The sequence below is a fragment of the Geothrix terrae genome, from assembly GCF_022808775.1.
GTDB classification, from domain to species: Bacteria; Acidobacteriota; Holophagae; order Holophagales; family Holophagaceae; genus Geothrix; species Geothrix terrae.
This window is the reverse complement of record NZ_JAKZLA010000002.1, coordinates 476,362-501,130: the sequence shown is the minus strand read 5'-3', so window position 1 is coordinate 501,130 and position 24,769 is coordinate 476,362. Positions and strand designations below refer to the sequence as shown.

Genomic DNA, 24,769 nt, shown 5'->3' with positions numbered 1-24,769 from the left:
CGCCTGAAACCTGAAGCTACATCCGGAGCGCGGTCTCGGCTGCCATGGCGTCGCGTGCCTTCAGGTGGTCGAAGACGATCAGATACCACCCGATGGCCGCGAGGATCGCGTGCCGGAAGCGGGCCGGGTGCGTCGTGTCCAGTTCCACGTCGCCCTGCTCGTAGCCGGGGAGCGAAGTCGCGTCCCGGCCCGTACGGGCATGGAGGCGCACCAGGGGCATGCCGCTGAGATCCGCAAAGGTCCCGCCCGGGCCGACGCCGTGGTGCCAGATCCAGTCGAAGGCCGCGCCATCCTCGAATTCCAGGCGCCCGTGCCGGAAGGCGTGGGGGTGGAAGGTGGCGAGGTTCACCTTTCCGCCCTCCTCCCGCAAGGTCACCACCGGGTTCATCACGCCCAGGTGCTTGAGGGTCCAGGTCCCCTCGGCTGTCTCGACGCGGGCCAGGATGCATCCTTCGTCCATGAAGGCCATGGTGGCGAAGACCTCCTGCTCCACGTGCAGTTCGAAGCTCCTGGGATTGGCTCCCGACCGCCGCCATTCCAGGATGTTGGTGGTGGATTCGTTGAGTGATCTCATGACCTGCCGCCTGTTCCCGCGGGGGATGCGTCCGCGTACGGGAAATGTACGTCCGAGGGGGGGGTGGGGTCAGAGGGCGTCACGGGAAAATCCATGTTGAATTGAGCCGCTGTCTGGACTCGGTCATGGTCCAGTGTGCTGGACCTCCGAACCGGCCTGGGCCTGGCAAGCCATGGCGCGGTCAGGGAGTGGTGGCGCGGGGGGTGGAGAGCCCTATCTTTAGAATTCACAGAGGAAAGTGATGACCTGCGAGACACAGGGCGACCGGCGCCACGCGCCGGAAGTGCGGAAGGACGAGACGCGGGGGGCCCTGTGGTCCCTGCCGGACGGTCATCGTCTACCCAACCTGGTGGACGCGGCACCCCTCCTGCTGGCGGATCCGGCCCATCCCGCCCGCCTGCGACCCACGGACCTGGAACACCCCGAGGACTTCCACACGCGCCTGACCGCCTGGCTGCTGCGCCAAGGCTGATTCGGGATTGTAAAAATCAGGTCATGGCTGGGCCTGACTGGGTCTGGAAGGTGTCCAGGACGCAGCGGTCGTGGAGGCGGGGGATCAAGTCGCCCAGCCGGGCCTCGGGGACCAGGAAGGCGATGGAGACGGTGCTGCCGCCGGTGAGAAGACCACCCACGGGCTCCTGCCCCAGGGCCGCCAGGTGGCGCAGGGCGGCCAGCGGGTCGGTCCGCAGACCCTCACCCACCAGGGCCACCACGGCCCACCCGCCTTCCAGGTCCGGGCCCTCGGCGGCCAGGTCGGCCAGTACCCTGGTCGCCGCGGGCGTGTCCGGCCGCACCGCCAGCAGGGTGCCTGCCGGGCTGGACACCAGGCCGAAGCGCAGGGCCCCGGCCTCCTCCAGGCGCCGGGCGGCCTCCAGGGGCGGTTCCAGGCCCTCCGAGGCCGGGAAACGCAAGAGGCTGAGGCCTTCTTTGTATGCCACGGAGGTGACGGCGCCCGGCGTCCGCGCCGGCGGCACGGGCAGGATCTCCGTTCGCGACGCCGCGGGTCGCAGCGTGTTGGCCACCACGAGCCGGAAGCCCGCCCGGCCCCCGGGGGCCAGGGAGTCCGCGTGCAGCACCTTGGCCCCGAAGGCGCTGAGGGCCTCCGCCTCGCCCAGGCTCATCTGGGGGATGGGCTGGGCCTCGGCCACCAGGCTGGGATCCGCCGTGAGCACTCCGTCCACATCCGTCCAGATCTGCACCTCCGCCGCGCCCAGGGCCTCGCCCAGCAGGGTGGCGCTGGTGTCCGAACCGCCGCGGCCCAGGGTGGTGGTGTGCCCCTCGGCGGTGGCGCCGAGGAAGCCCTGGGTGATCCAGAGGGCGCCGCTTGCCAGTCCCTCGCGCCAGGACGCGGCCGCAGCGCGCAGGGCCGCGAGCTGGGGCCGGGCCTTTCCGAAGCGGGCATCGGTCCGCATCACGTCCCGCACTTCCTTGAAGGTCCCGCCGAAGCAGAGGGCCGCCAGGTGGGCCGACAGCGTCTCACCCAGGGCCAGGGCCGAGTCCCGCCCCCGGGCTGTCGCCTCGCTCAGCATGGCCATGCCCGTGAGCAGCTGGTCCAGCCGCTCGAAGAGGGGTGTCCAGGCCGGCCGGACCTCGGTCCAGAGACCCAGCTCGGAGGCCACCTGGCGGTGCCGGTCCCGCAGGGCGACCAGATGTTCCCGCGCACAGGGCAGGTCGCCCCGGCCCGCCGCGGCGCAGGCCTCCAGGAGGCGGTCCGTCGTGCCCCTCAGGGCCGAGACCACCACCAGGCCGCCCGAGGGGAGCTCGTCGCGCACGATGGCGGCAGCCCGGCGGAGCGCGTCGGCGCTGCCCACGGAGCTGCCGCCGAACTTGAGGACCTTCAGGCTCATGCCCGCCCCCCTTCCGCCGGCAGGACGTCCGCCTGGAAGGGGACCTCCTGATAGACGGCGTAGTTCAGCCAGTTCGAGAAGAGGAGGTTGGCGTGGCTCCGCCAGCGCACCAGGGGCTCCCGGGTGGGATCGTCGTCCGGGAAGTAGTTCCGGGGGATGCCGATGGGCAGGCCCTTGCCCAGGTCCCGGGCGTACTCGCCCTGGAGGGTGCCAGGATCGTACTCCGAGTGCCCCGTGACGAAGACCTGCCGCCGGTCCGTGGACTGCACCAGGTACACGCCAGCCTCGTCGGACTCGGCCAGGAGCATGAGCCGCGGCTCCGCCAGGACATCCGCCCGGCGGGTCTCCGTGTGGCGCGAGTGGGGCGCGAAGAACACATCATCGAAGCCCTGCACCAGGTGCTCGCGGCGCGCGTTCACCCGGTGGGGGAACACTCCGAACTGCTTCTCGGCCAGGGGGTGCTTGGGGATCCCGTAGTAGTGGTGGAGGGCGGCCTGGGCGCCCCAGCAGATGAAGAAGCTGGAGAAGACGTTCGTCCGGGCCCAGTCCAGCAGCTCCGCCAGCTCCGGCCAGTAGTCCACCGCCTCGAAGGGCAGCGTCTCCACCGGGGCGCCGGTGACGATGAGGCCGTCGAAGGCCTGCCCGCGGACGTCCGCGAAGGACACGTAGTGCTCCAGCAGGTGCTCCGCCGGGGTGTTCTTCGCTTCGTGGGAGGCCATGTGGAGCAGCGTCACCTCCACCTGCAGGGGGGAGTTGCCCAGCAGGCGCAGGAGCTGGGTCTCCGTGGCGATCTTCGTGGGCATCAGGTTGAGGATGGCGATGCGGAGGGGGCGGATGTCCTGCTGGAGGGCGCGGTGCTCTTCCATCAGGAACACATTCTCCGCCTCCAGGACGCCGCGGGCGGGCAGGGTGTCGGGAACCTTGACGGGCATGGGCGGGACTCCCCCTAGGCTTTCGCCAGGGCCTGGTCCAGGTCCTCGATGAGGTCGTCGATGTGCTCGAGGCCCACGGAGAGGCGGACCAGGTCGTCGGTGACGCCCGTCGCCGCGCGCTCCTCGGCGGCCAGCTGGGCGTGGGTGGTGGTGGCGGGGTGGATGATGAGGCTCTTGGCGTCGCCCAGGTTGGCCAGGCGCGAGAAGAGCTGGACCGCGTCGATGACGGCCCCGCCGGCCTTCAGCCCGCCCCCCGATGCTGAGGGCTTGAGGCCGAAGGTGAGAATGCCGCCGAAGCCCGCGCCCTTGCGGAAGTAGCGGGCCGCCGCGGCGTGGTTCGGGCTGGTGGGCAGGCCGGGGTAGTTCACCCAGGCCACCTTGGGATGCGTCCCCAGCCACTGGGCCAGGGCCAGGGCGTTCGCGCCGTGGCGCTCCACGCGGAGGTGCAGCGTCTCGATGCCCTGGAGGATGAGGAAGGCGTTGAAGGGGCTGAGCGCCGCGCCGGTGTCGCGCAGGCCCTCGATGCGGGCCTTGGTGATGAAGGCCGCGGGGCCCGCCAGGTCGGCCAGGATGGCGCCATGGTAGGCGGCGAAGGGCTCGGTGAACTCCGGGAACTTGCCGCTCTTCCAGTCGAAGGTGCCGCCGTCCACGATGAGGCCCGCCACCGAAGTGCCGTGCCCGCCCAGGTACTTGGTGGCGCTGTGGACCACGATGTCCGCGCCCAGCTTGAAGGGGTTCAGCAGGTAGGGGCTGGGCAGGGTGTTGTCCACGATGAGGGGGATGCCCGCTGTGTGGGCGATGGCGGCGATGGCCTCGAAGTCGGGCACGTCCAGCTTGGGGTTGCCCACGGCCTCGATGTAGATGGCGCGGGTCTCGGGCCGGAGGGCGGCGCGGAAGGCCTCGGGCTTGGTGGAATCCACGAAGGTGGTGGTGATGCCCGCCCGCGGCAGGGTGTGGCTCAGCAGGTTGTAGGTGCCGCCATAGAGGTTGTTCCCGGCCACCACGTGGTCGCCGCCGCGGAGCAGGGTGGTGAGCGTGAGCGTGATGGCCGCCTGGCCCGAGGCCGTGGCCAGGGCGCCGATGCCGCCCTCCAGCTGGGCCACGCGTTGCTCCAGCACGGCCGTGGTGGGGTTCATGATCCGGGTGTAGATGTTTCCCGGCACCTCCAGGTTGAAGAGGGCCGCGCCGTGCTCCGTGCTGTCGAACACGTAGCTCGTGGTCTGGTAGATGGGCACGGCCCGGCTCTTGGTGTCCGAATCCGGGCTGTGGCCCCCGTGGAGGGCGAGGGTCTCGAAGCGGGGCGTGGGGGTGGCGCTCATGGCGTCTCCTGAAAAAGCAAAGTTGAAAAGGCCGAGGCCCCGTCTGTCCAAGCAAGTCCAGGAAAAGCAAAAGGGGGCCCGATTTCTCGGGCCCCCTTCGATGATTGCGTCAGCTCGACACAGCTCGACATCTCTCCGCGCTTGATCGCTCAATCGCGGCAGGAATTGGCACCTTGCTTTCGCAGGTTGCCAAGGTTTCACAGGGCCCGTCCCTCCACCTTTCTGGATAACTCGCTATGGAACTGACAAGGATCTCGTAAGAGAACGGCCCCGAAGGGCCGGTGAAGAACAGTAACGCCAGGCAACCTGGATGGCAACCCCTTTCGTTGTCTTCACAGAGGAACCGGCTCCTCCCGCTTTGCGGCGGCTGGACCGGGCCGGGAGGCGGGATCGATCGTCGTGGCGGGCCTGGTGTTGGGCGCTGGTGTGGGGACGGCCGTTCTCAAGGCCTTCTCCAGCGGCAGGATCCTGCCTCCTTCGGAGGTGAAGGCCCGGGTGGGCTCCATCACCTCGAACCGGCGGGTCGTGAAAGGCTTCTCCTCTTCCACCACCAGGTGATCGAAACGGGAACGGTCCACCTGGGTGAATCGGGTGGTGGAAGGATCAAACCTCAGGAAGCGCACATCATCCTTCCAGCCGACTTCCTTGTCGGCCGGTACCGGCCAGAAGCCGGATTGGATGAGTTCCGCCTTCCGGAGCTGGGGAAGCTTGGACCAGGCGAGGTCGATGTCCGCACGGTCCAGGGGCAGGAACACCTGGGCCGGGACCAGGATGGATCCGTCTCCATCGAGAAAGGCTTTGCCGAACAGGGATGGATTCTGGAATTCCCCTGTGTCTTTGCACAAGGTGATGCCGGCCTCGCCCCAGACATTGGCGTGGAGCGAGTCCACGGACCAGGGTTCCGTGCCCACCCGCACACGGACGGCCTTCCCTGTGGCCGTGAACAGGTAGAAGGCATCGCGGGAAAACGCGGCGGTCATGCGCGCATCGCTTCCGACCTGCACCTCCATGAGCTGCGCGGTCTCACCGGTCAGGAGGTCCACCCGGACCAGGCACTGGGACAGGGCCCCGCCCTTGGAAGACGAGGCTGATTGAGGCTTTGCCTTGGTGTCCCGGCTCACCCGGAGGAACAGGAGGCTGTCTTCCCAGGCCCCCAGGAGCTTCCAGCTTTCCCCTTCTTTGACGGGCAGGATCTTCGGTTCTGTCCAGAACCATTGGCGCTCTCCCCCAGCGGTGAAGAGGGCTCTTCCGGAACAGGCCACCGGGTGGCGGTCTTCCGTGAAGTCCACCTGATAGGCCTTCGATCCGTCCCAGGCCACTTCCATGCGCCCAAGGGGCTTCAGGCCGGGCCAGAAGTCCGGCAGGTCCGGGACCGCCGTGAACTTGGGTTCCGCCGCGGTCCGCCGCAGCACCTGGCCTTCCAGGAGGACTTCCTGGCGGTCCGCCAGGGCCACCACGGCTTGCCCCGGGAGCATCCGACCCACCAGCAGCAGACATCCGCCCATCAGAGCCAGCCTCATGGGCGCCTCCTGTGCATGGTCACTCGACCATTAGAGCATGGGCCGACGTGCCCAGCCACGACTGTGGACCGAGCCATCCTCCCCGGGCACCCGCTTCCTCCCGGCCGCTGCCCGGAAGGGTCACCTCTGCCACACTGCTCTTCTTACCGGGCCCCGCCCCCCGCGCGGGCCGCCTGCCCCGGATGGGAGATCCTCACCATGCAACACCGCCTCGCCGCTTTGATCATCGCCCTCCCCGCGGTTGTCTCCATGGGCTGTACCAAGCCGGATCTGGATGTGACGAAGCTCAGGGTGGGGATGACCAGGAAGGAGGTGCTCGAGCGCGCGGGAGGGCCCTCCAGAACGACGGTCACCAACGACACCGAAGTGCTCGAGTACGAAGCCTACGATCGGTACGGGGCCATCAAGATCAACAGCCGAACCCAGTACGTCCGCCTCGTGAATGGCCGGGTGGACGCCTTCGGCACCCTGGAAGACCTGAAGGCCGGGCGGCCCTCCCCGAGGGCGCAGGAGACGCGGGTGAAGGTCAGCCCGAACGTGCGTGAGGTGGCCGCCGATGAGCGAGCGGCTTCGCCTGCCGCGCCCGTATTCGACCTGCGCACCGAACTGGAGAAATTGGAGAAGCTGAAAAAGGATGGACTCATCTCCGAGGCGGAGTTCCAGGAGCTTCGGCAGAAGGTCATGGACAAGGCGCGGGCCCAGTAGGGACTGGCCCCCGGTCCATCGGTGGGTGGGGGTCAGACCGAGAAGTACCGCGCCTGGGGATGCCAGGCCACGAGGGCGCTGGTGCTGTACTCGGGGTCCATCTGGTGGCTGTCGCTGAGGTGGACGCCGATCTCGGCGCCACGCAGCAGGTCGAGGATGGGGCCGTTGCCTTCCAGGTCGGGGCAGGCCGGGTACCCGTAGGAATAGCGGGAGCCCTGGTAGCCCTGGGCGAAGAGGGCGCGGCCGGGAAGGTCCTTGTGGTGGATGCCCAGCTCCCGGCGGATGCGGGCGTGGACGCGCTCGGCGTAGGCCTCCGTCAGCTCCGTGGCGAGGCCGTGGAAGGCGAAGTAGTCCGCATAGCCGTCCTCCCGGTAGAGCTTCGCCGCATGGTCCGCGGCGGCCTGGCCCAGCGTGACGAGCTGGAGGGCCAGCACGTCGGTGGCGTCGGCCCGGAAGAAGTCCGCGATGCAGAGGCGGCGGCCCGCGCTCTGGCGCGGGAACCCGAGCACGGCGAGGGTGCGGGACCCATCCGCGGGATCGAGCACGCGCAGCGCGTCGCCCTCGGCCCGCACGGGGAAGTAGCCGTAGCGGGCCTTCGGCTGGAAGACCGGGTCGGCCGCAAGGCGCTCCTTCCAGCGCGCCAGCTGGGGTTCGGCCTTGTCCCGCAGCACGGCCGCGAAGGCCTCGTCACCCTGGCTGCCCTGGCTGAAGCCCCAGCGGTTCCGCACCAGGGCGAACTCGTCCAGGTGCTCGAAGAGGTCCACGGGTGCGTCCTCGATCTCCCGCACGCCCCAGAAGGGCGGCTCCGGCGAGGGCGCGTCATGGCGCACCCAGCTGCTCTGGCTCGCTTCTGTGAGCGGCACCGCAGCGCCCCCTCGCTTCAGGATTTTGATATCGCCCGCCGCGGACGCGGCTGGCGCAGGGGCCGGCACGCTGGCATCACCCGAAACCAACGCCTGCATGTGCCGCAGGCCCTCGAAGGCGTCCTCCGCGTAGAGCACTGCGCCGGAATAGGACCGGCGGCAGTCGCCTTCCACGTAGTCGCGGGTGAGGGCCGCGCCGCCCAGGATGACGGGCACGCGCTGCGCCTGCTCCTCCAGGAAGTGCAGGTTCTCCTTCATGATCACGGTGGATTTCACCAGCAGGCCCGAGAGGCCGATGGCGTCCGCCGGCCAGGCCTCCAACTCCTTGAGGATGGACTCGATGGGCTGCTTGATCCCCAGGTTCTTCACCTCGAAGCCGTTGTTGCTGAGGATGATGTCCACCAGGTTCTTACCGATGTCGTGGACGTCGCCCTTCACGGTGGCCAGGAGGATGCGGCCCTTCTGGTAGGTGGACTCCCGGGGCAGGTGCGGTTCGATGCGCTTGATGGCGGCCTTCATGGCCTCGGCACTCTCCAGCACGAAGGGCAGCTGCATCTCGCCGGAGCCGAAGCGCTCGCCCACCACCTTCATGGCGCCCAGCAGCACCTCGTTGATGAGCTTCAGCGGATCGTGGCCCTTCAGGGCCTCGTCCACGTCCGCCAGGATGGCCTGCTTCTCGCCATCGAGGATGCCGCGGTGCAGGCGCTCCAGCACGGGCAGGTCGGCCCGGTGGTCGTCGGCAAGGGTGGCCTTCCGGTCGCAGAAGCGGGCCAGGACGGCCTTGAGCGGGTCGTAACCCTCGCGCCGCCGGTCGAAGATCAGGTCCTCGACCATGCGGCGGTCCTCGGGATCGATCTTCGCGACGGGGAGCACCTTCGAGGCGTTGAAGATGGCCATGTCCAGGCCGTGCTTCACGCCGTGGTAGAGCATGAGGGCGTTGAGCACGTGGCGCGCCGCGGGATTCAGGCCGAAGCTCACGTTGCTCACGCCGAGCATGGTCATCACGCCCGGTAGCTCGGCCTTGATGAGCCGCAGGGCCTCCAGGGTCTCCACGGCGGAGCCCCGGAAGGTCTCGTCGCCGCTGCCCAGGGTGAAAGTCAGCGGATCGATGATCAGGTCGCCGGGATCCATCCCGTACTCGCCCACCACCAGGGCATGCAGTCGCCTGGCCACCTCGAGCTTCTCGTCGCGGGTCTTGGCCATGCCCCGCTCGTCGATGGTGAGCGCCACCACGGCCGCGCCGTAGGTCCTGCACAGGTCCAGGATCTTCCGGGCCTTGCCCTCGCCATCCTCGAAGTTGATGGAGTTCACCACGCACTTGCCGGGGCTGCGCTGGAGGGCCTTCTCGAGGACCGGAACCTCGGTGCTGTCGATGACCAGGGGCAGGGTGATCTGGGAGACCAGGCGGCCCAGCAGCTCATCCGCGTCGCGCACCTCGTCGCGGCCCACGTAGGCCACGCAGAGGTCCAGCAGGTGGGCGCCCTCCTTCTGCTGCTCCTTGGCCAGGGCGATCATCCCGTCCCAGTCCTCGGCGGCCAGCAGGTCGCGGAACTTCTTCGACCCGTTCGCGTTGGTGCGCTCGCCCACGATGAGGGGCGCGGGTTCCTGCTTGAGGGCCACGCTCTGGTAGAGGCTGGCGGCGCTGCGCTCGAGCTTCGGCGCGCGCTTCGGCGGGTTCAGCTTCGCCACGCCGGGCGCCAGGGCGCGGATGTGGTCCGGCGTGGTGCCGCAGCAGCCGCCCAGGATGGCGAGGCCGAACTCCGAGGCGGCGTGCAGCACCTTGGGGGCGAAGGCGGCCGGATCCAGCGGGTAGACCACCTGGCCGGCCACATTTTCCGGCAGGCCCGCGTTGGGCAGGCAGCTGATGGGGAAGGGGCTGGCCTCGCAGAGGGTCTGCAGGTGCTGGTGCATCTCATCGGGACCCGTCGCGCAGTTGAGGCCCAGCACGTCGATGCCCAGGGGCTCCACGCTGGTGAGCACGGCGGCGATGTCAGACCCCACCAGCAGCGTGCCCGTGGTCTCCACGGTGGCCTGGACCCAGAGCGGGACCTTCCGCTGTTTCGCGGCCATGGCTTCCCGGGCGGCGCGCACGGCCACCTTGATCTGGCCCAGGTCCTGGCAGGTCTCGATGAGGATGGCGTCGGCACCGCCGTCCAGCAGGCCGTCCATCTGCACGCGGTACGAGGCCAGCAGGTCGGCGTACCTCACGTGGCCCAGGGTGATGAGCTTGGTGCCGGGGCCCACGGAGCCGATGACGAAGCGGGACCGGTCGAAGCTGCGGGCCACCTCCTTCGCGAGAGAGGCCGCCTGCACGTTCAGCGCATAGGCCTTGTCCGCCAGGCCGAACTCGCCGAGCACCAGCGGGTTCGCGCCGAAGGTGTTGGTCTCCACCGCATCGGCCCCCGCGTTGAAATAGCTCTCGTGGATCTCGCGGATCCACTGGGGCCGTCGCTCCGTCAGCAGGTCCACGCAGCCTTCCAGGGTCGCACCGCCATAGTCCTCCACCGTGGGCGTGCGGGCGAAGATCTGCGTCCCCATGCCGCCGTCCAGCAGCAGCACCTTGTCGCGGAGGAGCGTGTCGAGGGTGGTCATGTCACAGTCCCAGGTAGTCGATGGCCACGTCTCCGTGGACGGTCACCTGGCAGGCGAGTCGCTGGTCGGCCGGCGCGTCCAGACCCTTGAGGAAGTCCCGCTCCTCCGGGCCCATCTCGCTGCAGTGGCTCAGACCTTCGGCCACGCGGACGCGGCAGGTGCCGCAGGAGCCCGTGCGGCAGCCGAAGGTGATGTCGGCCCCCGCGGCATCGGCGATGCGCTGCAAGGACGTGCCGGCGGGCGCTTCGACCAGGAGGTCCTCAAGAAGGAAGTGGACCTTCACGTTCATGCGACCTCCCGTTTCGGCAGCAGGGGCGCCACGAGCTCGACCTGGCCGAAGGGGGCGCTGAGCTGGAGGCCACGGATGCGGGGGCGGATGGCCGCGATGGTTTCCTGGGCGATGGCGAGGCCCTCCTTGACCTGGTCCTCGGCAGTGGTCCACCTGGCCATGCGGGTGAGCAGGGCGGACGGCACGAGGACGCCGGGCACCTCGTTGGCCATGAACTCGGCGTTGCGCAGGCTCTTGAAGGGCCAGATGCCGGCGATGACGGGCAGGCCGGGGGCCACGACCTCCGCGAAGTCCAGGAAGCGGAAGAGGCTGTCCGGATCGAAGACGGGCTGGGTGATGGCCCACTGGGCCCCGGCCTCGACCTTGTAGCGGAACCGGGTCTTCTCCCGCTCCAGGTCCGGGGCCACGGGATTGGCGCCCACGCCCACGCTGAAGGAGGTGGGCTTGCCGATGCTGGCGCCGCCGAGGTCTAGACCGGTGTTCAGGCGCTTGAGCATGTTCACGAGGCCGATGGCGTCCACGTCGAAGACCGCCGTGGCCTGGGGGTAGGGGCCCAGCTTCGGGGGATCGCCGGTGACGGCCAGGATGTTGCGCAGGCCCAGGCCCGCCGCGCCCAGCAGGTCGCTCTGCATACCCAGCAGGTTCCGGTCGCGGCAGGCGTAGTGGAGGATGGTCTCCACGCCCACCTGCTGCTCGATGATGAGGGCCGTGGCCAGCGCGGACATGCGGGCCATGGCCCGGGGGCCGTCCGGCACGTTGATGGCGTCCACGCCCAGGGCCCGGCACTGGCGGGTCTTCGCCAGGAGTTTGTCGTACTCCATGCCCTTGGGCGGCACCAGCTCCACGGTGTGGGTGAACTCGCCCTGGGCGAGCTTGAGGCTGAAGCGGCTGCGGAAGGCGAAGGGCACCTCGGGCTGCGGCTGCTCGTGCGGCTTGAGCTCGTAGCGCCCCCCGGCCTGGACGAAGGCCCGCTCCTGGCGGAAGGCCCCCCGCATGGCGCGGATATGGGCAACCGTCGTGCCGCTGCAGCCGCCCACGGCGCGGGCGCCGCCGGCCAGGGCCCGGGCCGCGAAGGCGCCCAGGTACTCGGGACTGGCCCCGTAGATCAGGCGGCCATCCACCAGGTGCGGCAGGCCGGGGTTGGGCAGCAGGACGATGGGGCGGGTGGTGACGCCCTTCAGGTGCTCCAGCAGCCGCAGGTGGGGCGCGGGGCCGTTCCCGCCGATGAGGCCCACCAGATCCGCGCCCCAGGTGTCGAGCTGCTTGATGAACCACTCCGGTTCCGCGCCGAAGAGGGCCTGGCCCTCGTCGTTGGTGGTCATCAGGGCGGCCAGGGGCAGATCGCGGACCTCCTGGACGGCGAGGATGGCCTGGTGGATCTCGTTGAGATCCTCGAAGCCCTCCAGCACGATCAGGTCGGAGCCGGCCCCGATGAGCGCCTCCGCCTGCTCGCGGAAGAGGGCCCGGGCCTCATCGAAGGAGGTGGGTCCCCAGGGTTCGATGCGCACACCCAGGGGCCCGATGCAGCCCGCCACCCAGGCGCGGGCCTGCTGCTGGGCGATGGCCTGCTTCGCCAGGGCCACGCCCTCCCGGTTGATGGCGTCGAGCTGGCTCTCCAGGCCCCGGGCGGCGAGCTTCAGCCGGTTGGCGCCCCAGGTGTTGGTGGTGAGCACCTGCGCGCCCGCGGCGAGGAACTCGCCGTGGATGGCCAGCAGCAGGTCCGGCGTCTTGAGGTTGCACTCCTCGAAGCTCCGCTGCAGCGTGATGCCGCGGTCATGCAGGGCCGAGGCCGTGCTTCCGTCGAAGAGGAAACACTCGCCCTCGTCGAGGGCCTGCCGGAAGGTGGATTCGGTCATGGATGCGCCTGGTGGTGATCAGGGCGGTCCTCATCGGCATCCAGGGGTCTCGGGTCAGTCCGGGTCGTTCGGTATCTTCCCCCCGGGATACGCCGGGGGCAGGAATTGGCACCTTGCGTTCGCAGGTTGCCAAGGTTTCACAGGGCCTTTCCCTCCACCTTTCTGGATAGCGCTATGGAGTGCCAGGGGCACCCATGGGGACTGCCAAAGATCGAGGAACCAGCATGGTCTGACCACGCCCGTCCGTCAAGCCTGGGGCGGTGGGGCGACCCCTTCCGCGGCCGGATGGGCCGTGAGGCCCTTGCGCTTCAGGTGGCCCCAGCTGTCCTTGCCGCGGATCCAGTCGAAGGTGCCCCGGAGTCGCCACCACAGCGTCAGCTGCCGATAGCCGAAGTTCTCGGCCACGGCCGCGAACAGGAGCAGGGCCCAGGCCTTGAGGCCCTGGTAGCGGTGGCCGCTGATCTCCTGGAGCACCACGGCCACCACGGAGTTCAGCACTCCGAGGAGCAGGGCCACGTAGATGAACAGGATCGCGAAGGGCGTGTTGAGGGAGTGGGTCCAGACGGACCAGGCGAAGACGAGGTAGCCGCCCACCTCGACGATGGGGGCCAGGGCCTCGAAAAAGATGAAGTAGGGCATGGAGAAGAAGCCGATGCGCCCGTACTTCGGGTTGAAGCACATCGCCCGGTGCCGCCAGAGGGTCTCGAGCAGACCGCGTTGCCAGCGGTTCCGCTGCCGGCCTAGGCCCCGGAAGTCCTCGGGCACCTCGGTCCAGCACACCGGATCCGGCACCAGGGTGATGTGATGGGGCCGCTTCCACTCGCGCAGGCAGCGGTGGAGGCGCACGACGAGCTCGAAGTCCTCGCCGATGGTGGCGGTCTCGAAGCCCCCCGCGGCCACCACCAGGTCCTTGCGGAAGACACCGAAGGCGCCGCTGACGATGAACATGCTGTCCAGGGAGGCCAGGCCCACGCGGGCGAAGAGGAAGGCCCGCAGGTACTCCACGATCTGGAAGCGCGCCAGCCAGGATCCCGGCAGGAAGATGCCGCGGATGCCCATGGGGGTGATCTTGCAGCCGTTCACGGGCCGCACCACGCCGCCGGAGGCCACCATGTCGGGGCGGTCCATGAAGGGCCGGGCGATGCGGAGGAGGGCGTCGTTCTCCAGGAGGCTGTCCCCGTCCATGCAGCAGACCAGCGGGTAGCGAGCCAGGTTGATGCCGCAGTTCAGGGCGTCCGCCTTCCCGCCGTTGGCCTTGTCCACCACCACCAGGTTGGGCACGTAGGCGCTCTCGTAGATGCCGCGTACCTCCTGGGTGGGCAGCAGGTGGCGCACGACGCGCTGGCTCGGCTGGAGCTTGAAGGCCTTGACCAGGCGCTCGAGGGTGGCGTCCGTGCTGCCGTCGCTGACCACCACCACCTGGAACTCGGGGTAGCGCAGGCTGATGAGGCTGTTGACGCTGGGCACCGCGCCGGCCTCCTCGTTGTAGACCGGGCAGATCAGCGTGATGGGCTTGTAGTGGCTGGTCTCGAAGGCCGTGTCGAGGCGGTCGATCCTGACGGCGTCCAGGTAGCTGCGGATGGAGAAGAAGGCCCGCAGGATCAGCGACAGGTTCGTCAGCTGCATGGCCAGGTAGTAGAGGAGGATGCCCCACTCGGCGAAGGCCAGGATGACGGCGCGGAAGGTCACAGGTGCCCCCGTTCATCGGCCCACTCGAGCCGTTCCCGGGCGATGTCGCGGGCGAAGCGGTCGGAGGCGGGATCGTCCGCCAGCCAGGACAGGGCGGACACGCCGGAGTGGCCCAGGTCCACGAGGCTCTGGGCGGCGTTGCGGCGGACCTCGAAGACGGGATCGGTCATCAGCGGGAGCAGGTCGGGAACGGCCGAGGGGCCGCCCAGCACGCCCAGGGCCCGGGCCACCTGGGCGCGGATCTCCCAGGCCGGGCTGGCGGCGAAGCTCAGCACCCGCGGGTAGACCTCCGGGTCCGCCAGGATGATGAGGGCCTTGAGGACGGAGGCCCGGAGGTCCACGCTCGGGACGTCCAGGAGCCAGAGCAGGCGCGGCAGGGACTCGCGGTGGCGGTGGGAGCCCACCAGCAGGGCATAGAGGATCCAGGGTTCGGGGTTCTGGTTCGGCGACTCCAGGTTCTCCTTCATCCAGGGCAGCAGGTCCGGCCCGAACCCTTCGAGCACCCGGAGGAGCCGCTCCCGCTGGTAGAGCTCTTCCCGCATGACCCAGGTCAGCACCGGCGCGGCGAACCGCAGGCTCCGGCTGTGGGTCAGGGCCTGGGCCGCCGTGTGCGCCACGAAGGGGACCGGATCATCGAGCAGCGGCAGGACCTGGTCCAGGTAGCCCTCCATGCGGACTCCGGGCTTCCAGCGCCAGGGGCGCTCCGTCACCGGGGGCGGCGCGTGCTCCGCCGGTTCGTCCAGGCGGAAGACGGAGATCTCCTTGGCCGCCTGGGCCCGGACGTTGGGATCGCGGTCCTTCAGCCGCTGGGGCAGGGAGGCGTGGAGGCCCATGCCCAGGTAGAGGTCCCGGAGCAGCTCGAACTCCTGCCCGGCGATGGTGGACTGGTAGCGGGCGAGGAAGTCCCTGAACAGCCACCGGTCGGCCCAGGAGACCGGCCCGAAGGATCCGTGCTCGTAGCCCTTCTTGAACAGGTAGTCCGTGAGCTGGGTCTCCCAGGCCTGGTAGCAGGCGATGCGATGCCGGTTCTGGCGGTCCTTGCGGTACTGCAGGATGGTGCCCACCAGCACCAGCCCGCCGGTCAGGGCCAGCAGGCCGAGCGTCGCCCAGCGGAGGATGGGCAGCAGGAGGCCGTGGGGAAAGGGCATGGACAGGATGGCTCACCCCACGCGGTGGGATCGTTCGTAGAGCCGCCAGAGCCGCTCCACCATCACCTGCACCGAGATCGGCTTCGCCATGTAGTCGTCCGCGCCGGCCGCCAGGCAGCGCACCATGTCCTGCTCGCTGTGGTTGCTGGAGAGGAGCAGGATGGGGATGCGGCCCTTGGGCGGCGCGAGATCCCGCACCTCCTGCACCAGCCGGAACCCGTTCATGGCGGGCATCATGAGGTCGGTGGTGATCATGTCCACCTGCTCGCGGTGGAGGATCTCGAGGGCCTCCATGCCGTTGGCGGCCACCAGCACCGTCAGCCCCTCCATCTCCAGGCGGACCTGGATGATCTTCGCGGTCGCAGGGTCATCTTCGACCACCAGGATCGTCGTTTGGGCCGGCCAGCGTCGGGTCATCGGAAAAAGTCTACCCCTTTCTACCAAATCCATCGATTCCCTCGGATCCGGATGCCGAACCGGAGGGTGTGGTCGCGGTAGCTGGTGGGATCCGTGGGATCCGCGATGGGGAGGCCGGCCACGCTCTGGCTCCAGGAGGCGAAGAGGGTGGCGGCGGAGCCCCCAGGCGTCCAGGTTCCCGCCAGGGTGTAGCCCCAGGTGAACTGGCTGGCGGTCTGGTTCACCACCTGGCTTCCGCCCCACGCGTCGAGGCCGACCTCCCAGCGCTCCTCGCGCCGCACCGAGACGCCGGCGGTGGCTCCGTAGTAGCGGTAGCGCTCGGGGTTGAAGAACCCGATGCGGAGGCTCTGATCCTGGTCGATGAACCGGGTGGCGAGCCCCGCGCGCCACTCGCCCCACTCGAAGGGGAAGCGATGCCCCGCCTCCGCCCGGACGCCCGTCCGGGCCGCGCCGGGGGAGAGGAAGGCCCGCTCCAGCGACAGGGCCGCATGATCGAGGGTCTGGTTGAAGACCCAGGTCCCTCCCAGCCCCCAGGTCCGGGTGTAGGTGCGGAGGTCCACGGCCCGGGGGGTGGCCAGGTTCGGCGCGAAGGTGTGGGACAGGACCAGGTTCAGGTCCGGCGCCGCGCGCCAGCCCAGGGCCAGGCTGTGGAAGCCCGCGGCGTCCCCGCCCACGTCATCCACCCGGCCCACCTGGGCCGAGGCGGTGAGGCGCGACCCCAGCGGATGGGCGAGGCCCAGCAACCACTCATGAGGCTTGCGCTCCGCCTGGCCGCTCTGATCGAGCAGGTCGAAGCTGCCGCCGACCCGGAGGCTCCCGTCGAAGAACGGTATCGCCGCGTCCACCCGCTGGGACTGGGCGCGCAGGCCCTCGTTGGAATCCGTGCGGGTCTGGGAGAGCTCGATCCAGGGGCCCTGGGCATCGGCCAGGCCGCGGAGCCGGGCCTGGGCGTCCTCGCGCGTGTCCGGCTGGTCCAGCAGGGCCCCGGTGCGGGCCCGCGCCCGGCGGAGGCGGCCCATCCGCTGGTCGATCTGCGCCTGGATGAGCTCCGCCTCGGGGCTCCGGGCATCCTCGGGTCCGAGGCCGCCCAGGCGCCGCTCGGCCGCCTCGGGATCGCCCGCCCAGAGGTCCAGCTGAGCCAGCCCCAGGATCGCCTGGCGGTTCCCCGGCGTCCGAGTGAGGGCCTCCTGGTAGGCCCGGCGGGCCTGCCCGTGCCGCCCGCGCCAGCCGAGCACCCGGCCCCGGAGCAGGTGGAAGTCCGTGTCGGCGGGATGGGCCTGCAGCCAGGCGTCCGTCAGGGCCAGGCTCTGGTCCATGCGGCCGTCCCAGCTCAGGTAGGTGGCCGTGTCCAGGGTGGCCTGGCGGTCGCCCTTGGCCACGTAGGGCCGGAGGATCTCCTCGGCCTCGCCGAACCGTCCGGACCAGGCGGTGACCCGGGCCAGCACCGGTTCGGATTCCGCCGCCAGCTCGGGATGGACCTCCCGGCGCCGCTTCAGGTCGCGGATGGCCTCGTCAAACCGCTTCATCCAGCTGAGGGTCCGGGCCCGCTCCAGGAGGGCGTCGGGCTGGTCTTTCCAGAGCTCCAGCATCCGGGTGTAGACCGCCACGGCCTCGGGGAACCGCTTCTGCGAGCGCAGCTCCCGGGCCTGCTTCAGGAGCGCGGCGGCATCCGGAGCCGGGGCGGGCTCCTGCATGGCGGGCGGTGCGGGATGGATCATCGGGGCAACCTCGGTTCGTCGGGAGTGGCGGCCAGGGCTTTCTGGTAGATGGCGAAGGAGAGCTTGCGGAAGCGATGGAAGGTCGGCCGGTTCCAGGCCGGCCATGCGTAGAGCGGCGGCACGGGGATGGCGCCGTGGACGGCGGCGGGGAGGGTGAGGCGGAGGGTGCTCGGACCTTCCCCGAGCGGTTTGTCGGCATCCACGATCGCCAACACGAATCTGAAGCCGGTCGACTTGGAAGATTCCAGAGGGCCGCCGGGTTTCCTCCCGGGATCATCCAGGACCATCCGCTGGCTCGGGTCCGTGACCTGGAGCAGCGTCCAGGGGATGCGCGCCTCGATGAACCCCCGGCCGTCGGGGCTCCGGCCCGCCTGCCATTCGGCGCGGGAGTCGAAGGCGGGATCGGCGCGGTCCTGGGTCCCCTCGCGGAGCCAGCCGATCTCCGTGGTGTGGCCCGGAAACCGCGTTCCGTCCCGGCCGATCCGGGGATGGTTGCTCTTGGCCGTGGGCAGGAGGAAGCGGCCCGCCTCGTTGGCCACGCTCTGGTAGCGGTGATGGGGCAGGGGCCGGTAGCCGGGGATGGCGTAGGGGGCATCCACGAACACCCCCGTGTGATCCGGCCCCTGGAAGAGGACCACGAACTCCAGGCCGGCTTCGCTGCGCGGGCCCGCCACCCAGGGAAGCCGGTGGTCGCCCCGGCGGGGATCCACGGTGTCGAGGCCCAGGAGGATCGCTTCCTTCGAGAATTCCACGGGGCGCGGGAGGAACAGGCCGAGGTGGAGCCAGCCCTCGTCCGCCGCGACCTTCAGGGAGAGGCCGCGGCCTTCGAGGTACGCCGGAATCCGGGCCCAGTCGTCCGCCTTGCCGTCGATCAGGATGGACGGTCCCTTGGCGCCGGGCCGGTAGGCGATGAGCCCGTAGTTCTCCTCGGCGTCCATGGCGTTGTACCAGAGCGGCTTCCGCTCGAAGGGGCGCTCGAAGGGCAGGGTGAGCCAGTTCTTCTTGAACCACTCGTCGATCCAGGCGAAGAGCACACCCCCGGCGCAGCCCGCGTCGTAGATGTCCCGCTGGAGCCGGGCATCCTGCTCGCCCTGCTCGCGCTCGCCCTGGCCGCCGTGGGTCATGCCCTGGGGCTGCCAGTGGGCGACGACGCGGGAGGAGGGTACGCCGAATTCCGCGATGAGCACCGGATGGTGGGCGTGATGCCTCACCAGGTCGGCGAGGTACCCCGCGTAATGGCTGGGGCCCAGGTGATCCCGGGCCTGGGCGTAGCCGGGATCCAGGTTCATGAAGTCGGGGTAGTAGGGATAGGCGTGGTAGCTGGCGAAGAGGCCGGCCCTGAGGTCTGCCGTGCCCTCGAACTTCTCCATGTCCAGACTGGCGGCGTCCTCATCCTCGGGATCCGGGTTCGGGGCCTCGACCGCCATGCCGAGCTTCTGTCGGAGGGCGCGTTCCTCCTGTTCCGTGGATTCCGTGATGTGGGAGAGGGGGTCCAGGGTGGGCCAGTTGGTGAAGGCGATGGGCCGCTGGGCCTGGAACCGGTCCCATTCCCCGGCGAGGAAGTGGTCCATGCTCTGGGCGAGGAACCGCTCCATGGCGTGGGCCTCCCGCACCGCGACGAAGCGGCCGGTCCAGGTCGAGACTCCGGGGTGCTGGCGGTTGAAGGCCACCACGCTGGAGGATTCCCATTCGCGGCCCAGGATGACCGCCAGGGTCCAGGGGCTGACGTCCGCGCCATAGGTGCCGCTGGCGTGGCCCGGGCGGTCGGGGATGCGGGCGCGGCCGTGAAGCACCTCCGTCACGTCCCGCATCTCCCGGTGCCAGGCCGCGAGCCAGGCGGGATCCAGGAAGTCGTGGCCGGGGGGCAGCTCGGTCCAGACGCCGTGGATGAGCCGCATGGGCTTCCGGGCGCCGAGGTTGTAGGCGCGCAGAGCCTCGTAGAACGCAGGCGGATGGATGGTGTAGACGCGGATCGTGTTGAAGCCCGCCTCCGCCATCTCCCGGATCCACCCGTCGTAGGTGGCCCGGTCCGGGAACTCGCTGGGGTGCCGGCCGGGAATGGCGGCGCCCAGGTTCACGCCTTTGACATAGAAGGGCCGCCAGCCGCCCGCGCCATCCGCCACCTCCAACCGGCGGTCGTGGGCGCGCGCCGGGATCTGGAGCTGGGAGGGGCGGGGGGCCGGACGCGGAGGGTTGGCCCGAAGGCGGGGAGGGGGCGCCGACAGGAGGACCTGACCCCCCGGGAGGCCCAGGGAAAGGGCGAGGCCAATCATCTTCAGGGCTGGTAAAGGCCGAATCATCCGCTTCATTAGAGCGGGAATTTACCGTTCGCGAGCAGAAAATCACAGGCAGGGCCTTTGGCCAGACGGCGGGCCCTCCGTGGGATCTACCAGGCCAGGAGACGGTCCAGGGCGGATCGCACCGCCTTCGTCCCGGGCAGGTGGGCGGCCTCCAGGGGGGGGCTGGCGGGGATCGGCGTGTCCGCGGCTCCCACCCGCAGCACCGGGGCATCCAGCCAGCCGAAGCAGGTCTCGCCGATGCGGGCGGCCAGCTCGGCGCCGGGCCCGTAGGTGAGGCTGGCTTCGGTGAGCACCAGGACGCGATGGGTCCGCTTCGCGAGCTCGGTGATGGCCTGGTCGTCCAGGGGCCAGAGGGTGCGCAGGTCCAGCACGGCCACGTCCAGGCCCGCCGCGGCTTCCAGGGCCACGTGCTGGGCGGCCCCGTAGGTGATCACGCAGGCCTTCGAGCCGTCCTTGCGCAGAGCCGCCTCGCCGAGCCGGGCCGCGGGGGCCTCGTCCCACTGGTCCTTGAGGCGGCGGTAGAGGTGCTTGTGCTCGAAGAACAAGACAGGATCGGGGTCGTCGATGGCCGCGCGCAGGAGGGCGTAGGCGTCGCGCACCGTGCCGGGGGCGACGACCTTGAGGCCGGGGCTGCCGAGGAAATGGCCCTCGGGGTTCTGGCTGTGGAAGGGCCCGCCGCCGTTGCCGGCGCCGGAGGGCCCCCGGAACACGGCGGACACGGTGGCCCCCCAGCGCCAGTGGGCCTTGGCGGCGAAGTTCACCATGAGGTCGGACGCCAGGAGGGCGAAGTCCATGAACTGGAATTCCGCCACGGGCCGCTGGCCCATGAGCGCCGCGCCGATGGCCGCGCCGGCGATGGCCTGCTCGGAGATGGGCGTGTCGATCACCCGGTTCGGGCCGAAGCGGTCCAGCAGACCCTCCGTGGCCCGGAAGGCGCCGCCGTAGGTGCCGATGTCCTCGCCCAGGCAGCAGACCCGGGGATCGGCCTCCATGGCGTCGAACAGCGCCTGGCGGATGGCGTCGACGTAGGTGCCGGAGAAGGCCGTCATTCCGCCTCCAGGAGGCCCCGCTCTGCCAGCCACGCATCGTTGAAGATGCTGCTGAGGTAGCGGCCGGCGCCATCGGGGAACACGGTGACGATGCGCGCGGGGCGGCCCATGGGGGGCAGGCCCAAAGCCACCTGCCGCACCGCCCACAGCGCCGCGCCGCTGGAGCCGCCGCCCAGGACGCCCTCCTCCTTCACCAGCCGCCGCGCGTGGTGGAAGGCGTCGCGGTCCGTCACCTGGAACATCTCGTCGATGAGCTCGAACTCCATGGTGGGGATGAGGAACTCGTCGCCCAGGCCCTCGATCTTGTAGGGACCCGCCTTCAGCTCCTTCTCGCCGCGGAAGTGGGGCGTGAAGACGGAGCCTACGGGATCCACGGCCACGATCTTGATCTTCGGATCCTTCTCTTTCAGATAGCGGCCCACGCCGCCGATGGTGCCGCCGGTGCCGGCGCCGGCCACCAGGACGTCGATGCGGCCCTCCATCTGCTCCCAGATCTCGGGGCCTGTGCCGGCGTAGTGGGCGGCGTTGTTCTCCCGGTTGCCGTGCTGGTCGGGGAAGAAGCAGTTAGGCAGTTCCTTCGCCAGGCGCGGCGTGATGTTGTTGTAGCTGTCCGGGTGCTCGGGGGGCAGGCTCGTGTCCACCTTGTGGATCTGAGCGCCCAGGGCCAGCAGCTGATTCAGCTTCTCCTGGGAGATGGTGTCGCGCACCACGACGACAAGCTTGTAGCCCTTCTGGATGGCCATGAGGGCCAGGCCCATGGCCGTGTTGCCGGAGGAGTTCTCGATGATGGTGTCGCCGGGCTTCAGGCGGCCGTCCCGCTCCGCCGCCTCGATCATGTGCTTGGCGATGCGGTCCTTGCTGCTGCCCATGGGGTTGAGGAACTCGAGCTTGGCGAAGACCTCCGCCGGAAGATCCGACACGACGCGGCGCAGCCGCACCAGCGGCGTATTGCCGATGGCCTCCAGAACACTGCCGCAGGGCTTCCGGTACTGCATGGGGATCCTCCGGAAGTCAGTATGACTGGGGCGGCTGCGCGCATGATCCCCTGGCCCCCTTCTCCTGTAAGAGCAGGGGTTTCTGACCATCCTAGAGGCGGGATGCAGCGGTATTGAGGGCTGAAACGAGAAAGGCCACATCCTCCTCGGTCGTGTGGTAGCTGGTGATGCAAGCACGGAGGACATGGGCATCCGACCCCAACGCCAGCCCGGAGATCCATACCTGGCCATCCTCGTATAGCCGGTTGAGCAGCCGTCCGATCGTGGCCGCGGAATCCACCCCAGGCCGGTTGAAGCAGACGACGGGCAGAGGTGTCTGGTTGACGATGTCCCAGCCATCCTCGAGAAGACGCACCCGAAGGAGATCTCCCATGCAGGCCTGATGGTCGATGATGCGCGCGTACCCGGGAAGCCCGAGCTCGGCCAGGGCCATGAACACTTTCAGGCCGATGCCGCGGCGGGACCACTGAGGGGTGGTCGCGAAGGGATCCTGGGGGATGGCATCCTGCGCGACAGGCATGTACGTGGCGTTGATCGAAAAAGCCCGATGGGTGGCCTCTGCATGCCTGGAAAAGAACATGCCTGCCCCCATGGGGACAGAGAGCCATTTGTGGGCATCCCAGCTCACGGAGTCGGCTCGTTCGATGCCTTTGAGATGGACCCTCAGGGTGGTGCTCATGAGGGCAGAACCGCCCCATGCCGCATCGGCATGAAGCCAGAGCTGATGGCGGTCCGCGATCTCGCGGAGCTCGACCAGCGGATCGATCACGCCTGTGCCAGTGGCTCCGGCGGTTCCAACCAGCAGGAAGGGGTGGTACCCCTCTGCCCGATCCTTGGCCATGAGCCTTTCAAGCTGCTCAAGGTCGATCCTCCTTGTTGAATCGACCGGAACCTCGCGGACCGAATGTGTTCCCAGGCCCGCCATCCGCGCGGCCTTGACGAATGAGTGGTGCCCATCAGCGGATAGGTACATGACCGGGCGAAGCCTGAGTTCCGCCAATCCCTTCTCGTCCCATTCCGGGAACGCCCTCGACAGGGCGGAAAGGACCGCACAGAGATTGGATTCGGCTCCCCCTGTGGTGAAGCTGCTGAGCCCTTCGCCCTCCTCCCAGCCGATCAGTTCCTTCATCGTGGCCAGGGCGCGGCGGTCGAGTTCACAGGCCGCGGGAGCGTGGGACCATACCGCCAGTTGGGGGTTATACAGCGCGGTCAGCGCGTCCCCCAAGACGCTGATGGGCCGGACGCTGGGGTTGAACAGACCGAAGTACCGGGGATGTGTGACGTGGACCAGGCCATTGGCCAATAGATCGCCCACATCGTCCAGCAGGGAGCCGGCGTCGATGGGCGATTGGAAATCATATGTCTGAGCGATGCGCGCCCGGAGCTGATTCGGATCCGCGACCGGAAGGACCTTGCGGTCCCGCATGGTGGTTTGAAAACGTTCCGCTTGATCTGCGAACCGCCCCCAGATGTCCCGGGAAAGGCTCACGCCCTGATTGTTGTTGGAGAGGGGGCTGTGCATCGTCATAGGTCCTCCTGTTCACAAGGGCGGATTCGGGTCCCCTTGACCCGGGCGGCGGCCTTGAGGGTGGACGCTCGCAGGCTTTCAGCGATGCGGCCACCGAGGGCGTCTGCCAGGGCGGTCGCGGCTTCCGGGCTCTCCCGGAGAAAGAGGCGGGGTTCGATGAGTTCCACCTCCATGAGGTGCTGCCGTCCGTTCCCATCGGGAACAAGATCCATCCGAGCGTAAAGCGGCAATTCAGGAAGTGCCTCGATGACCTTGCGGCCGATCGCCAGCTCCTCGTCCGTGGGTTCGACCCTGGCGAGCCGAACCTCCTGATCCACGCCTTCCTGCAACGCTGGGGGGCGGCGTACCGCGTGGGTGAAAACCCCCTCGATGAAGAAGAAGGAACGCTCGCCGTAGCTCTCCACTTCGGGGAAATACGGCTGAATCATCGCTTCCGTGAAGCGCGTGATGGCCTGGGTGTGGGCTCGGATCTCGTCCTTGGCGTGCGCGGGCAACCTGACGGCATGGTGTGCGCTGGCTCCAACAGCCGGCTTGATCACCACATCCTTCCAGCCACGGCCCAAGAGATCGATGTCCTGGATATCACCACCCCGGACCCAGAGCGTCGGGATGACGGGCAGTCCCCGGAGCTGAAGGTCCTTGAGGTACCTCTTGTGGGCATTCCACCGGATGAGCTCTCGTGAATTCCACAAGGCTCCTTCAGCTGATCGCACGTCGACCCACCTCAGGAATTCCTCCAGGCGTAGGTGGTAATCCCACACGCTGCGCAGAAGCCAGCCATGGCGCGGGTTACTGGGTGCCACTTCATCCCAGACCACAGCTTGCCCCTCAAGGCCGATGCGGGCCAAGGCCGACACCAGAAGCTGGTCTTCGGGATGACCGGCCGGCCAATCCCGGCAGGTCGCCATCGCGATATCCATGCATTTATCCTTTCGAGAGGCGACTCAGCAACCGCATCGGATGCCGGCCCCCAAAACGCGAGCCGGCTTGGCTCCGACTTCCACGGCATATCCATCTCGAATCCACCAATCCAACCCGCCCAGCATCTCCTTCACCTTGAACCCCATAGAGGCGAGCTTGTAGGCAGCTTTGGTGGAGGCGTTGCACCCGATGCCGTCACAGTAGGTGACGTACACCAGCTCCTTCGAAAGGTGCGCCGTGGATGCCGCATTCATGGTGCGGTGGGGGAAGTTGATGGCCCCCGGAATATGGCCGCCGGAGTAGGCCTCGGGTGTGCGGGCGTCCACGACGATGAACCCGTTCACGCCGTTCTCCAGATCCACGGCCACATCGGAAGGATCCGTGGCGTGGGTCAGTTTGGCCAGGAATCCGGCCGCCATCGAATCCGGGGACGCTTCGGAAAGGTACTCCAACACCCGGGACGGGATGACCTCGCTGGCGGGAGGGTTGGAAGGATTCATGGGGATC

20 protein-coding genes and 2 riboswitches are annotated in these 24,769 nt (G+C 68.9%); of the genes, 2 read left to right on the top strand and 18 right to left on the bottom strand.

The annotated features are described in order from the left end of the window. Positions 1-16: 16 nt before the first annotated feature. On the bottom strand, positions 17-574 hold the full coding sequence (locus MLE42_RS05335; RefSeq protein ID WP_243286840.1) for a hypothetical protein: 558 nt from the start codon (positions 572-574) through the stop codon (positions 17-19). Between the two features lie 241 nt (positions 575-815). Here MLE42_RS05335 and MLE42_RS05330 point away from each other — a divergent pair, with 241 nt between their 5' ends. Next, the gene (locus MLE42_RS05330; protein ID WP_243286839.1) at positions 816-1,046 is read left to right on the top strand and encodes a hypothetical protein; all 231 of its coding nucleotides are present in this window, start codon (positions 816-818) and stop codon (positions 1,044-1,046) included. Between the two features lie 16 nt (positions 1,047-1,062). On the opposite strand, the gene MLE42_RS05325 is transcribed toward MLE42_RS05330, so the two are convergent. The 4 genes from MLE42_RS05325 to MLE42_RS05310 form a co-directional block, all read right to left on the bottom strand. Continuing rightward, positions 1,063-2,421, bottom strand: a complete 1,359-nt coding sequence (locus MLE42_RS05325; protein ID WP_243286838.1) for an aspartate kinase — start codon at positions 2,419-2,421, stop codon at positions 1,063-1,065. Then, entirely contained in the window at positions 2,418-3,353 is a 936-nt protein-coding gene (gene metA / locus MLE42_RS05320; protein WP_243286837.1) for a homoserine O-acetyltransferase MetA, read from the bottom strand. The genes MLE42_RS05325 and metA overlap by 4 nt, the downstream gene beginning before the upstream one ends. 14 nt (positions 3,354-3,367) lie before the next feature. Continuing rightward, positions 3,368-4,672, bottom strand: a complete 1,305-nt coding sequence (locus tag MLE42_RS05315; protein ID WP_243286836.1) for an O-acetylhomoserine aminocarboxypropyltransferase/cysteine synthase family protein — start codon at positions 4,670-4,672, stop codon at positions 3,368-3,370. Positions 4,673-4,796: 124 nt separating this feature from the next. Further along, a riboswitch (SAM riboswitch) is annotated at positions 4,797-4,905 on the bottom strand. Positions 4,906-5,004: 99 nt separating this feature from the next. Then, a complete protein-coding gene (locus tag MLE42_RS05310; RefSeq protein ID WP_243286835.1) occupies positions 5,005-6,192 on the bottom strand; it encodes a hypothetical protein in 1,188 nt (395 codons plus the stop codon). 198 nt (positions 6,193-6,390) lie between these two features. Between MLE42_RS05310 and MLE42_RS05305 the strand changes: the two genes are divergently transcribed. Further along, on the top strand, positions 6,391-6,897 hold the full coding sequence (locus MLE42_RS05305; protein ID WP_243286834.1) for an SHOCT domain-containing protein: 507 nt from the start codon (positions 6,391-6,393) through the stop codon (positions 6,895-6,897). Between the two features lie 32 nt (positions 6,898-6,929). On the opposite strand, the gene metH is transcribed toward MLE42_RS05305, so the two are convergent. The 13 genes from metH to MLE42_RS05240 form a co-directional block, all read right to left on the bottom strand. Then, complete coding sequence (gene metH, locus MLE42_RS05300) at positions 6,930-10,352, bottom strand: methionine synthase (protein WP_243286833.1); 3,423 nt, start codon at positions 10,350-10,352, stop codon at positions 6,930-6,932. Position 10,353: 1 nt separating this feature from the next. Next, positions 10,354-10,641, bottom strand: coding sequence for a 2Fe-2S iron-sulfur cluster-binding protein (locus tag MLE42_RS05295; protein WP_243286832.1), 288 nt, complete (start codon positions 10,639-10,641; stop codon positions 10,354-10,356). After that, a complete protein-coding gene (locus MLE42_RS05290; RefSeq protein WP_243286831.1) occupies positions 10,638-12,497 on the bottom strand; it encodes a bifunctional homocysteine S-methyltransferase/methylenetetrahydrofolate reductase in 1,860 nt (619 codons plus the stop codon). The genes MLE42_RS05295 and MLE42_RS05290 overlap by 4 nt, the downstream gene beginning before the upstream one ends. A gap of 68 nt (positions 12,498-12,565) precedes the next feature. Continuing rightward, positions 12,566-12,670, bottom strand: a riboswitch (SAM riboswitch). Between the two features lie 73 nt (positions 12,671-12,743). Then, on the bottom strand, positions 12,744-14,186 hold the full coding sequence (locus MLE42_RS05285) for a glycosyltransferase family 2 protein (RefSeq protein WP_243286830.1): 1,443 nt from the start codon (positions 14,184-14,186) through the stop codon (positions 12,744-12,746). After that, a complete protein-coding gene (locus tag MLE42_RS05280; RefSeq protein WP_243286829.1) occupies positions 14,183-15,334 on the bottom strand; it encodes a HEAT repeat domain-containing protein in 1,152 nt (383 codons plus the stop codon). The genes MLE42_RS05285 and MLE42_RS05280 overlap by 4 nt, the downstream gene beginning before the upstream one ends. Positions 15,335-15,346: 12 nt before the next feature. Further along, complete coding sequence (locus tag MLE42_RS05275) at positions 15,347-15,751, bottom strand: response regulator transcription factor (protein WP_243286828.1); 405 nt, start codon at positions 15,749-15,751, stop codon at positions 15,347-15,349. 20 nt (positions 15,752-15,771) lie between these two features. Next, positions 15,772-17,469 carry a tetratricopeptide repeat protein gene (locus MLE42_RS05270; protein ID WP_243286827.1) on the bottom strand — a complete coding sequence of 566 codons (1,698 nt, stop codon included), beginning with the start codon at positions 17,467-17,469 and terminating at the stop codon, positions 15,772-15,774. Next, complete coding sequence (locus tag MLE42_RS05265; protein WP_243286826.1) at positions 17,466-19,742, bottom strand: hypothetical protein; 2,277 nt, start codon at positions 19,740-19,742, stop codon at positions 17,466-17,468. Before MLE42_RS05265 ends, MLE42_RS05270 begins: the two co-directional genes overlap by 4 nt. Positions 19,743-19,855: 113 nt before the next feature. After that, positions 19,856-20,818 carry an alpha-ketoacid dehydrogenase subunit beta gene (locus tag MLE42_RS05260; protein ID WP_243286825.1) on the bottom strand — a complete coding sequence of 321 codons (963 nt, stop codon included), beginning with the start codon at positions 20,816-20,818 and terminating at the stop codon, positions 19,856-19,858. After that, positions 20,815-21,813: a PLP-dependent cysteine synthase family protein gene (locus tag MLE42_RS05255; protein ID WP_243286824.1), complete on the bottom strand. Its 999-nt coding sequence runs from the start codon at positions 21,811-21,813 to the stop codon at positions 20,815-20,817. The genes MLE42_RS05260 and MLE42_RS05255 overlap by 4 nt, the downstream gene beginning before the upstream one ends. Positions 21,814-21,904: 91 nt before the next feature. Then, positions 21,905-23,341, bottom strand: a complete 1,437-nt coding sequence (locus MLE42_RS05250) for a pyridoxal phosphate-dependent decarboxylase family protein (protein WP_243286823.1) — start codon at positions 23,339-23,341, stop codon at positions 21,905-21,907. Beyond that, on the bottom strand, positions 23,338-24,261 hold the full coding sequence (locus MLE42_RS05245; protein WP_243286822.1) for an ATP-grasp domain-containing protein: 924 nt from the start codon (positions 24,259-24,261) through the stop codon (positions 23,338-23,340). The genes MLE42_RS05250 and MLE42_RS05245 overlap by 4 nt, the downstream gene beginning before the upstream one ends. A gap of 24 nt (positions 24,262-24,285) precedes the next feature. Beyond that, positions 24,286-24,681 carry a rhodanese-like domain-containing protein gene (locus MLE42_RS05240; RefSeq protein ID WP_420843078.1) on the bottom strand — a complete coding sequence of 132 codons (396 nt, stop codon included), beginning with the start codon at positions 24,679-24,681 and terminating at the stop codon, positions 24,286-24,288. Positions 24,682-24,769 lie beyond the last annotated feature (88 nt).